The sequence below is a fragment of the Variovorax sp. OK212 genome, from assembly GCF_900112425.1.
GTDB lineage: Bacteria > Pseudomonadota > Gammaproteobacteria > Burkholderiales > Burkholderiaceae_C > Variovorax.
Map to the genome: position 1 here is coordinate 45821 of NZ_FOLP01000034.1, position 10678 is coordinate 56498.

11 protein-coding genes are annotated in these 10678 nt (G+C 66.5%); 8 read left to right on the top strand and 3 right to left on the bottom strand.

The genetic code is table 11. The annotated features are described in order from the left end of the window. The first annotated feature begins 59 nt into the window (after nucleotides 1–59). The 4 genes from BM004_RS38875 to BM004_RS38890 all read left to right on the top strand — a co-directional run bounded on the left by BM004_RS38875 (nucleotide 60) and on the right by BM004_RS38890 (nucleotide 3540). On the top strand, nucleotides 60–986 hold the full coding sequence (locus BM004_RS38875) for an alkaline phosphatase D family protein (RefSeq protein ID WP_177206772.1): 927 nt from the start codon (nucleotides 60–62) through the stop codon (nucleotides 984–986). A 418-nt stretch (nucleotides 987–1404) separates the two neighbouring features. Beyond that, a complete protein-coding gene (locus BM004_RS38880; RefSeq protein ID WP_093222013.1) occupies nucleotides 1405–2415 on the top strand; it encodes a LacI family DNA-binding transcriptional regulator in 1011 nt (336 codons plus the stop codon). Nucleotides 2416–2664: 249 nt separating this feature from the next. Next, nucleotides 2665–3006 carry a hypothetical protein gene (locus tag BM004_RS38885; protein WP_093222015.1) on the top strand — a complete coding sequence of 114 codons (342 nt, stop codon included), beginning with the start codon at nucleotides 2665–2667 and terminating at the stop codon, nucleotides 3004–3006. Nucleotides 3007–3291: 285 nt separating this feature from the next. Further along, complete coding sequence (locus BM004_RS38890) at nucleotides 3292–3540, top strand: hypothetical protein (protein WP_093334591.1); 249 nt, start codon at nucleotides 3292–3294, stop codon at nucleotides 3538–3540. A gap of 100 nt (nucleotides 3541–3640) precedes the next feature. On the opposite strand, the gene BM004_RS38895 is transcribed toward BM004_RS38890, so the two are convergent. Next, on the bottom strand, nucleotides 3641–4531 hold the full coding sequence (locus BM004_RS38895; protein WP_093222022.1) for a LysR family transcriptional regulator: 891 nt from the start codon (nucleotides 4529–4531) through the stop codon (nucleotides 3641–3643). A gap of 82 nt (nucleotides 4532–4613) precedes the next feature. Between BM004_RS38895 and argC the strand changes: the two genes are divergently transcribed. Further along, nucleotides 4614–5543 carry an N-acetyl-gamma-glutamyl-phosphate reductase gene (argC, locus tag BM004_RS38900; RefSeq protein ID WP_093222026.1) on the top strand — a complete coding sequence of 310 codons (930 nt, stop codon included), beginning with the start codon at nucleotides 4614–4616 and terminating at the stop codon, nucleotides 5541–5543. A gap of 210 nt (nucleotides 5544–5753) precedes the next feature. Then, complete coding sequence (locus BM004_RS38905) at nucleotides 5754–6023, top strand: hypothetical protein (protein ID WP_093334592.1); 270 nt, start codon at nucleotides 5754–5756, stop codon at nucleotides 6021–6023. Nucleotides 6024–6524: 501 nt separating this feature from the next. On the opposite strand, the gene BM004_RS38910 is transcribed toward BM004_RS38905, so the two are convergent. Next, the gene (locus BM004_RS38910; RefSeq protein WP_093132907.1) at nucleotides 6525–7649 is read right to left on the bottom strand and encodes a 3-deoxy-7-phosphoheptulonate synthase; all 1125 of its coding nucleotides are present in this window, start codon (nucleotides 7647–7649) and stop codon (nucleotides 6525–6527) included. A 286-nt stretch (nucleotides 7650–7935) separates the two neighbouring features. On the opposite strand from BM004_RS38910, the gene BM004_RS38915 reads away from it, so the two are divergent. Beyond that, a complete protein-coding gene (locus BM004_RS38915; protein WP_093222033.1) occupies nucleotides 7936–8700 on the top strand; it encodes an SDR family NAD(P)-dependent oxidoreductase in 765 nt (254 codons plus the stop codon). A 5-nt stretch (nucleotides 8701–8705) separates the two neighbouring features. Further along, nucleotides 8706–9746, top strand: a complete 1041-nt coding sequence (locus BM004_RS38920) for an AraC family transcriptional regulator (protein WP_093222037.1) — start codon at nucleotides 8706–8708, stop codon at nucleotides 9744–9746. Here BM004_RS38920 and BM004_RS38925 read toward each other — a convergent pair. Beyond that, nucleotides 9713–10510, bottom strand: a complete 798-nt coding sequence (locus tag BM004_RS38925; RefSeq protein WP_093222041.1) for an AraC family transcriptional regulator — start codon at nucleotides 10508–10510, stop codon at nucleotides 9713–9715. The genes BM004_RS38920 and BM004_RS38925 overlap by 34 nt on opposite strands. Nucleotides 10511–10678 lie beyond the last annotated feature (168 nt).

Below are 10678 nucleotides of genomic sequence, written 5' to 3' on the forward strand. Positions count from 1 at the left end.
GCCACGGGCTCCCTATGATCCGCGGCACCCGGCATGCAGACCGGGAAAGAAGGAGCCCCATGAAAATCGCGTTCACCTCGTGCATGAACTTCAGGTCCGGCCCCAAGGGCTATCAGCGGGTCTGGAACCGCATCGCGGAACAGCAGCCCGACTATCTCTTCCTGCTGGGCGACCAGATCTACATGGACTTCTTTCCCCACCTCGGCGAACCGGCCGAATGGGACGTGGCGACATTCGAGCAGAAGATGACCGGGCACTACACGGACCAGTGGGGCGTGCCGAACTTCAAGCTGCTGTTCGACGCGCTGCGCCAGCAGCAGGACAACGGCGGCGGCGTGTACGGCACCTGGGACGACCACGACTTTGCGTGGAACAACGTGCTGGGCGCGAAGGTCGATCCCGCGGTGAAAGCGGTGTCACGCAAGCTCTTTCGCCAGTTCATGCAGATCGAACAGGTACCCCTGCAAAAAGACGGCATCTACTACGCGATTCCGCTGTTCCACGAACAACAGAAGATCGGCAAGGCGATCTTCCTGGACACGCGATGGAACCGCGAGAAGCCCGGCGACCACAGCGCGCTGATCGGCGACAAGCAGTTCGATTTTCTGGCGCAGGAACTCGCGAACGAGACAGGCTTCGTGCTGATCTGCGCAGGCACGCCGATTCGCGCGACGGGCGACGGCTGGATGCGCTACAGCGACGAGTACGCCAGGCTGCGCAGCCTCACCTTCGGGCGCAAGACCATCTTCCTGTCGGGCGACATCCACGAGAACAGCTTCGTTCCGCCGGGCGGCTCGACGAAGTTCTTCGAGATCGTTTCCTCGGGCGCGTTCGTCACCAAATACAAGTTCGCCGGCGACCGGGAGAACTTCGGCATCCTGGACTTCTCGCCCGAGCGCACGGACGTCAAGCTCTTCGACATCCATGGGCTCGAGCACCACAAGATCATCGACAACGCGAGCTTCGAGTACCAGGAGCTGAAGTAGCCGCGCAGCGCCCCGCTTGCTTGCTACTTGCCCCGCGCCGCTTGTACTGCCCTGTACTGCGTGCGGTACCCGTTGCCGGGGGTCGAACACGTCGGTCGACGCGCACGTCGAGCGCGACCTTGTCGACCGCCTGCGTGCCGCGGAAGCGCTTGCTGAGGGCCTGGCACTGCACTCGATACCGGTAACTCAGGTTTTTCCCGTACGGTCGGAAGCGCTTATTTCATTCTTGAAATGGCGCGGCGCGCGGTATGCTTTCTCGCGTCCATCGCTGGTTTTCGAAGGTATCGGTACCTCGGCAACAAGCCTTCGGCCACATTCCTGCATCATTTCCGCACCGAACAAGACAGACAGCCACTTGCCTTCGTCCAAAGCCCCCGCCCCTGTCGCCCCCGCCGCCCCGCTCGCTCGGCCGGCCACCATGGCCGACGTCGCCGCGCGCGTGGGCGTGTCGAAGATGACGGTGTCGCGCGCGCTCAACCGCAGTGAGAGCAGCGACCGCGTGACCTCCGAGGCGCTGCGCCAGCGCATCCTGCAGGCCTGCGAGGACATGGGCTACGTCATCGACCAGACCGCGCGAACCTTCTCCAGCAAGCGCTCGGGCTTCATCGCGGTGCTGATTCCGTCGCTCAACAACTCCAACTTCTCGGAGACCGCGCAGGGCATCACCGCGGCACTGGAAGCGCGCGGCCTGCAGGTGCTGCTGGGCTACACCGACTACCGCGTGGAGACCGAAGAGCGCCTGCTGCGCGCCATGCTCGCGCGCCGGCCCGAGGGCGTGATCCTCACCGGCGGCGCGCACACGAGCGCCGCGCGCGCCATGCTGCAGGCCGCCGGCGTGCCGGTGGTCGAGACCTGGGACCTGCCGGCCACGCCCATCGGGCACACCGTCGGGTTCTCGAACGCGGAGGCGGCCGCCGCGATGGTGCGGCACCTGCACGGCAAGGGCTACCGGCGCATCGCGTACATCGGGGGCACGTCGAACCGCGACACGCGCGGCGCGGACCGCCAGCGCGGCTATGCGCAGGCCATTCGCGAACTGGGCCTGCCCGACGGCCGCGTCATCAGCTTCGGCCAGCCGCCGATCTCGATGGCACAAGGCGGCGAGGCGGTGGCGCAGCTGATCCGGCAGTGGCCCGACGTGGACGCGGTGGTCTGCGTGTCCGACCTGTCGGCCTTCGGTGCGCTCATGGAATGCCAGCGCCGCGGCTGGAACGTGCCGGGCCGCATCGCGATCGCGGGCTTCGGCGACTTCGAGGTGGCGCGCGCGTGCCACCCGCGCATCACCACCGTGGCGGTGGACTGCGTGGGCATCGGCAAGGCCGCGGGCGAACTGCTGCTTCGCGTGATCGACGGCGCGCGCGAAGGGCATCCACCGCCTGTGGAGACGGTGCTGATTCCGTTCCACATCGAGCAGCGCGAGAGCTCGTAGGCTTCGGCGGCAAACGCCACGCCGGATCGCGGCCGAGCGCCTGTGCGGCTCGCTGTGCCCCTACGGACTGACGCTTGCCTTCGAAGCGCCGACAGGAGCGCGCTTGATGAGCGGTGACGTCCACTCGCTTGCAGACCTCTGGCGGTGGGTCGGATCCGCCGGGCTGCGCGAGCTGACGGAATGGACGGAGCGCCGGCCGACGTTCGCGGAGGGGATCGAAGGGTATCGGCTTGCTTGCGAGGCAAGAAGATGAATCGCCTGCGGGACGTCCGGCAGGAGTTCTGGCACCGCGCCCATGCCTGGCCGGGCGCAGAGAGCTACTGGAAATTCGACGACGCCCCCGACTTCGATGCACTCACGGCGTTGTACCGGCTCGATGAAGAGTCGCCCATGCCCCGTGAGGGCCCGGAGTACAACATCTTCCACACCGTCATTGACGGCCTGACGGTGCGATTCACCGAAGATCGCTTCCATGTTCAGGCCGTCGTGGAAGGTCGCCTCCGCGAGGACCGCCTGCAGGCGCTTCAGCGCACGCTGCTGACCACGCTCGAGCGCCTGGACGCGAGCCGGTGGGAGATCGAGGGGCTGTAGCCAGCGGCGAGGCGTCCTGGGTTGTCCCGTTTGAAGCAACTGATGGAATCGCCCTGTTCCAGCATTCACCGCGACAGCTGATGGGCCGCTCGCGGCAGCGGTGCGACCAACCGCCGTTGGCCACAATCGTTGTCGGTGGATCGGTCGAAACGTTCATGGCATCGGCTGGTGCATGCGGACTGCATCGGTCTGCTTCCCGTAAAGTCCTGAATCGAACCGAATGAAAGAACCCGACGTTGCGCTTTTTGCAACCGGGCAAGATCATCAGACAGCCAGGAACTCGGAATGACGAATCAGCCCCGCAGCGACAGCGAGCCATTGGCACCCCTTCCCATGGGCTACTGGCTCCGTCTTGCCGTGATCTTCGTGTTGGTCGCAGGGGGCGCAGCCTGTACTTTCTTCTACGACGAACTGGTCGGCGCTGCGATGGCACTTTGTGCGCCGCTTTTCATCAAGCTCAGCGGCTTCCAAGCGATGCACAAGAAGCACAAGGCGGAGCTGGAAGCGTACAAGGCTGCAAACAACCGCGCCTAGGCGGTCGGCCATCGGCCAATCCGACCGTCATCGCGGCAGTGCCATCCTGCGTCGCCACGTGCGGTTGGCTGGGCGGCCCCGCAGCCGGCCCGGCGTCGGTTCACATGGCCGAACCCTTTTCAGGCAGCAACGCATCCAGGACGAAACGCGTCGGGCCGCTTGTGCCCCGGTCGCTGACCGCCAGGCCCAGCTGCCGCCACAGGGCCGGGCTGAGCGGGCGAACGGCGATGCGAGGGTCACGCGCGGATTCGTGCGACTCCGCCGGCAGCAAGGCCGCTCCGTAGCCGGCGGCCACCAGTGTCCTGATCGCGTCGTTGTAGTTGAGCTCGATGCGCGGCCGGCAGTGGACGCCGGCCGCAGAGAACCATTCCGCGGTCAGCCGGTAGAGACGCGTGGAAGAGTCGTTCATGATCAGCGGCCGTTCGGCCAGCCATTGCGGAGTCAGCCGCTTGGGCGCTTTCCAGTCCGCCGGCAGAAAGGCCACGACAGCCTCGCGCCGCAGGGGCGTGACATGCACCCCGCGCACAGGCGACTGCGGCAGCGCCACCACCGCCAGATCCAGGCTCCCCGCGGCGAGCCGGGCCATGCTTTCGTTGGAGGTCAGCACCTGCACGTTCACGTCGATGCCGGGATGGTTCCGGGCCAGACGTGCGAGCGCGGGCGGCAGCAGGTGCGCAATGGCGCCCGTCGAGGCACCCACCCGCACGCGGCCCGTCTGGCCGGCAAGCTGGCGTCGAACGTCTTCCACTGCGTCGTCCACGTCCGCCAGCAGCCTGCGGGCACGCGCGATGAACCGCTCTCCCAAGGCGGTTGCTTGCGCGGGCCCCCGCCCGCGCACGAGCAACTGGCCACCCAGGCGCGACTCCAGTTCCGCGATCTGAACCGTGACGGTCGGTGCCGCCAGGTGAAGGGCGCGCGCGGCATTGGCCAGAGACCCGAGGTCTGCGATGGCGACCAGGGTGCGCAGATGGTCAAGGCTGAGTTCTCGCATGGCGCTAATTTAACTTTTCTTAATCTGGGGTTCCATATATTTAGCTGGAGCCATTGCGGTCGTATCCCTACGATCGCACGCCATGGACCTCAACATCTACATCGACGGCGACCAGGGCACCACCGGCCTTGACCTGCAGAACCGGCTCCAGGGCGGGGAATTTCGCATCCGCACCTTGCCGACGAACGTGCGCAAGGACGCGGCTGCCCGGCGGGTTGCCCTCAACGAATGCGACATCGCCATCCTGTGCCTGCCCGACGATGCAGCACGAGATGCGGTGGCGATGATCGCCAACCCTTCGGTGCGCGTCATCGATGCCAGCTCGGCCCACCGCACCAGCCCGGGTTGGGTCTACGGCCTGCCGGAACTCGATGCACGGCAAGCCGAGCGCATTGCATCGGCGCCGCGGGTGACAAATCCGGGCTGCTATCCCACCGCCGCGGTCGCCCTGCTGCGGCCGTTGACGGATGCGGGCCTGTTGCCCGCCGACTATCCGCTGGTCATCCATGCCGTCTCGGGCTATTCGGGTCAAGGCAGGGCCGGAGCGGAATCGCACGAGGCCGGAACGGGTGCGCATTCGTTGAAGGTCTATGGCCTTGCACTCGAGCACAAGCACGTGGCCGAAATCGAGGCCTACGCAGGCTTGGCGCAGCGGCCTCTCTTCGTGCCGGCCTATGGAAGCTACCGGCAGGGCATCGTGCTCACCATCGGATTGCACGCGCGAATGCTTCCCTCCGATGCTTCGGGGGTGCGCATCCACGAGTGCCTGACGCAGCGATACCGCGACGCGGCACATGTGCGCGTGCTGCCGATGCCGTCTGCCGTGCCGATCACCGAGCTGGACCCGCAAGTCCACAACGGCTCGAACGACATGAGCCTGGCCGTGGCATGGAATGAACGCACAGGCCAGATCGTCTTGAGCGCGGTGCTCGACAACCTGGGCAAAGGCGCCGCGGGCGCGGCTGTGCAGAACCTGCGATTGATGGCGGGTGCCTCACAGCCCAGGCTGTGAATTCGAAGCGTTGACGAGAAGTGGGGGGGCGCTTCAGGAAAGGTGTTGCCAACCTTGGCATGACGAGTTTCTGCCTTGCGACCATTTCTGCCATGGCCTTCGAATGACGGCTCGGGCGCATGCCGATTGACCGCAATGCAGTGGACTGCGGCTACAGTTGTCGTCCACGGCCATGAACGGACGCCGTGACAACAGGAAGGACCAGGACGAATGGCGATGAAACAAGCCTTCTGGATGGCATTTGGCTGTGCAGTGGCCATGCTCGTGCTGCTTGCCGTGCTGACGATGGCCGGGTCACTGCTGGTCGCCGCGATTCTTCCAAGAGGGCATCCGCTGGGAGACCGGCTGAGAGCGTTTGCCGCCCGCGTCCCGGACCTGGCTGTTCATGGCGCCCTGTGGCTTCGAACGCTTGTCGTTGTCGGCGGGATAGGCCTTCTGGTATTCCTGATTCTGGTGAACGATCCGTCTTTCCATTCTTGAGACGATGTTCGAGCAGATATCGGACCGTAGGCTGCAGGTCGAATGACTCGCCCGTATCCGGGTACTGACAGCCAACCGCGGACACGCGAACTCGATTGCCGTGATGGCGCCCTTGAAGGAAATAAATCTCTCGAATGCACGTGCCTTGGCGGCGCTGGAGGCTCGCGCATTTCCTGGCACCCATGAGCCCGACGTGCTGTCATCCGAATACGCAGAGGCCGGCGGTTGCTGGATTTTCTTCAGGAACCGGAACTTGGCGTTCCCCCCGCATATGTCGCCGGCCTGTTCAGCGGCTTACGCGGTGAGCAGGCGCGCAGAAGTTCGTGCAGTCGCAGACTGTTCTGGCAGCCCCGTAGAAATGGATTCGCTGTTATCGAATCTCTCCAGCTTCTTTTTGCAGGACTCGAAACACCAGCCGGCTTAGGCTGGCTTGCGTTTCGCGTCCGACGCGCCCGGACCGCGCAAGTCGCCGCCCCGAAGCCAGGACGGCCCTCCCCAGCCTCACCCCTTCGACAACCCCCGCCGCACCCTGACCGCCGAAGCCAGCCCTTCGAGCACCGGCACCGTCTGCGCAAAGCTGATGCAGGCGTCGGTGATCGAGACACCGTGCTTCAGCGCGACGCCAGGTTTCAGGTCCTGCCGCCCTTCCTCGAGGTGGCTCTCGATCATGATGCCGGTGATGCGCCGCTCACCGGCCGCGATCTGCGCCGCCACGTCTTCGGCGACCACGATCTGGCGCTGGTGCTGCTTGCTGCTGTTGCCGTGCGACACGTCGACCATCACCTGGGGCCGCAGGCCGTTCGCCAGCAGCGCCTCGCAGCTGGCCTGAACATCCGCGGCCGAATAGTTGGGCGCCTTGCCGCCGCGCAGGATCACGTGGCAGTCGTCGTTGCCGCGTGTCTCGAAGATGGCGGCCATGCCCATCTTGGTCATGCCCATGAAGGCATGCGGCGCGCGGGCCGCAAGAATGGCGTCGGCCGCCACCTTCACGCTGCCGTCCGTGCCGTTCTTGAAACCGACCGGGCAGCTCAGGCCCGACGCCAGTTGGCGGTGGCTCTGGCTCTCGGTGGTGCGCGCGCCGATGGCGCCCCAGGCGATCAGGTCGGCGATGAACTGCGGGCTCAGCAGGTCGAGAAACTCGGTGCCGGTCGGCAGGCCCAGCGTGGTCAGCTCGAGCAGCAGGCGCCGCGCGCGCTCCAGCCCTTCGTTGATCGCGAAACTGCCGTCCAGGTGCGGGTCGTTGATGTAGCCCTTCCAGCCGACGGTGGTGCGCGGCTTCTCGAAGTAGGCACGCATCACGATCAGCAGGTCGTCCTGCAGCGAGTCGGCGACCTTCTTCAGGCGCTGTGCGTATTCGATGGCCTGGTCGTGGTCGTGGATGGAGCACGGTCCGACCACCACCACCAGCCGGTCGTCGCGGCCGTGCAGCACGTCGGCAATCGCCGCTCGGGCGCCTTCGACCAGCGCCAGCGTGTTGTCGCGCACGGGCACGCGTTCCTGCAGCAGCGCCGGGGTCATGAGCGGGCGAACGGCGCCGATGCGCACGTCGTCGATCCGCGTGGTGTCGAGCGTGCTGTCGCGGGAGCCGATTTCGGCGTCGTGGAGGGGGTCGTCGAGGCGGGGCATGGTCGTGGCTTTTGAATTGGAACGGGGCTGCGCCTATTGTCGTCCCGGCGGCACCCAGGGCCGACAGGCACGCCGGAACCGGTTGGCCGCACCGCAGCCGAGGCCTGCTTCGAGCGAATGCCGTGCGCGAAAAGAACGCCGGCAGTCGACCATCGCGCCAAGGCGGCATTGGCGTCTTCCGCCCGTTCATTGGCGCCATGTGCATATCGCCAGGCGCGGCCGATTCCTAGACTGCTTCCATGCTGGTTCTTCCCGAACGAGCGGTTCATTCACACAAGGAACATCCATGTCGCAACAAGTAGCTCTCATCACCGGCGGTGCCACCGGCATCGGCAAGGCCGTCGCCCTCAAGCTTGCTGCCCGCGGCGTCACCGTCGTCCTGAGCGGCCGGCGCCGCAATGTCGGCGACGCGGCCGTGGCCGAGGTTGCCGCCGTCGCGCGGAACGGCGCGCAGGTGCGGTTCGTCCAGAACGACGTCACCCAGGAAGATGCGGTCAAGTCCATGATCGAGGGCGTGGTGGCCGAGTTCGGCCGGCTGGACATGGCCGTCAACAACGCCGCCATTTCGAACGAGACCGGCACGCTGCTGCAGTCGAGCAGCCAGAACTACCGCGACATGGTCGCCACCAACATCCTCGGCGTGTACTACAGCATGAAGTTCGAGATCGCGCAGATGGTCAGGCAGGGCCACGGGGCCATCGTGAACCTGGCGTCCATCGCTGGGCTGAACGGCATCGCCTATGCGGGCCCTTACGGCTCCACCAAGCACGCCGTGGTGGGGCTGACCAAGTCGTCCGCGCTCGACCATGCAACGCAAGGCCTGCGCATCAACGCAGTCGCACCCGGCGCGATCAAGACCGACATCATCGCGGCGCAGCTGAGCGGCAGCGACGAGAACTACAACGAGGCCAGCATCTCGGCCATGCACCCGATGAATCGGCTGGGCCAGCCCGAAGAAGTGGCGAACGCGATCTGCTGGCTGCTGTCCGACGAAGCGAGCTTCGTGACCGGTCATGTGCTGAACGTCGACGGCGGTTTCCAGGCAAAGTAGGCGACATGGGCAAGGCCACACCCGACAAGCTGACGATTCCCGACGCACTGTGGGAGGGAATGAAGCGCGTGGGCCTTTCTCGCGCGGCGGTGCTGGCACGCGCTCGCCTGCCGATGCGCGTCGTGCAGGACAAGGCGCCCATCTCGACGCAGCAGTTCTTCGCCCTGTGGCACGCCATGCACGAGGCGAGCGACGAGTCCGGCTTCGGCTTGCGCATGGCCACCGAACTCGACGGCGCGGTGATGCCGCCGTCGTTCCTCGCGGCCTGCCACGCGCGCGACTACCGCGACGCCTTGCAGCGCGTGGCCCGCTTCAAGCGCTTGTGCGCGCCCGAGCAGGTGCTGCTTTCGGAAGAAGGAGAACGCTGCGAGGTCCGGATGCACTGGCCCCACGCGGGCAGTGAAGCCGTTCCGCCCGCGCTGGCCGATGCCTCTCTCGCCTCGATCCTTGAACTGGGGCGGCGCGGCACGGGCTTCCATCTCGTGCCCTCGTGCGTCGAGTTGACGCGTGCAGCCGGCGACGCGACCGCGCACGAGCGCTACTTCGGCTGCCGTGTGCGCTTCGGCGCAAGCCAGGATCGCATGGTGCTGCACAAGGCCGACCTGGACAGGCCCTTCCTGAGCTACAACGCCGAACTGCTCGAGATCCTGGTGCCCGAGCTCGAGTCGCGGCTGGAGAAGCAATCGATCAGCGAATCGCTCGGTGAGCAGATTCAATGGATCCTGAGGCGCCGCCTCACGGCCGGCCGGCCGGACATCCGCTCGGTTGCGAGCGAGCTGGCAATGAGCGAACGCTCGCTGCAGCGCCGCTTGAGCGACGAAGGACTGAGCTTCCAGGCGCTGCTCAGCCAGACGCGGCATCAGCTGGCGCTGGAGCATCTGGCCGACACCGGCCTGTCGCTCGTGGAGGTTGCGTTCATGCTGGGCTATGAGGACCAGAACTCGTTCTTCCGCGCCTTCCGCCAATGGGAAGAGCGCACGCCTTCAGAGTGGCGGAGCGACCACGCCGAAGCTCAGACCGCAGCGACGTCGCTGCGCCCGAAGTAGTGCTTGGGCGTCTTGCCCATCACGCGCCGGAACATCGCGGTGAAGGCGCTCGGGCTTTCGTAGCCCAGGTCCATGGCCACGGTGGTCACCGGCGTGTCCATGGCCAGCCGGCGCAAGGCCTCCATCAGGCGAAGTTGCTGGCGCCACATGGTGAAGGTGATACCGGTCTCGTCGCGGAACAGGCGCGTGAGCGTGCGCCGGCCCAGCGCGCCGTGGCGCGCCCAGTGCTCCAGGTCGCCGTCGCTGCCGGGGTCGTCGAGCAGCGCGCGGCAGATGCGCAGCAGCCGCGCGTCCTGCGGCATGGGCACGTGCAGCGGCACCTTGGGCGCCGCGCAGATCTCGTCGAGGATGAGCCGCATCACGCGCCCGTCGCGCCCCGCCTCGTCGTACAGCAGCGGAATGCCGATGGCGTCGATGACCAGCTGGCGCATCAACGGCGACACCTCGATCACGCAGCACTCGGTGGGCAGGCCGGGCGAGGCGTCGGGCTGGATGTAGAGCGACCGGTTCGACACCGCTTGCCCGCGCGCGTGCATTTCGTGCACCACGCCGCCCGGCACCCACACGGCGCGGTTGGGCGGCACCAGCCACGCGCCGGCCGGCGTGTGCAGCGTGAAGGTGCCCTTCACCGCGTACGCGAGCTGGGCGCGCGGGTGCGAGTGCGGGGGCACGATCAGCGAGGGCTCGGGGTCGTGCTCGATCACGATCATCGACACCGGCCTCGGAATCGACTGGTAGGCGTGGAAGGTGTTGGTGCGGTTCATGGTGGCCGGCGCCTGCTATGCCAACGTGCCCGGGGCGCTCAGGACAGCGCCGCGCTCATGGCGTCGCCTTGCCGCGCAGCGCCTCGAGCAGCGCCACGGCGCGGTCGGTGCGCACGTCGTGCTCGGCGGCCATCTGCCTGGCGACCGCGTCGATCTCGTCGCCCGTGG